Raw genomic sequence first — 255 nt, 5'->3', positions numbered from 1 at the left:
ATCCCAATGCCGCCAATGCCGACGGGACGCCGCTGCTGCAGCGGATGATCCTGCAGGGCGACCGCCGCGGGTTCGAAACCCTGCTCGATGCGGGCGCCGACCCCGCGTCCGGCAGCGACAGCGGCAATACCGCGGTGCACATCGCGGCGATGCAGGACGATGGCGCGTGGCTGGAGACCCTGCTCGCACGCGGGGCCGATGCCGACACGCCGAATACGAAGAACGGCGAAACCCCGCTCTACGCCGCGCTCGAAG

Annotated in this window: 1 protein-coding gene; it reads left to right on the top strand. The window is 70.2% G+C overall.

Annotated elements, in window-relative coordinates:
• Window positions 1-255: ankyrin repeat domain-containing protein (locus tag SB660_RS22060; RefSeq protein WP_410584597.1), on the top strand; the 255-nt coding region annotated here is incomplete at both ends.

Origin of the sequence: Bacillus sp. SIMBA_005, assembly GCF_046535585.1 — a bacterium.
Lineage (GTDB): Bacteria > Bacillota > Bacilli > Bacillales > Bacillaceae > Bacillus > Bacillus pumilus.
This window is presented reverse-complemented; position numbering and strand designations above follow the sequence as displayed.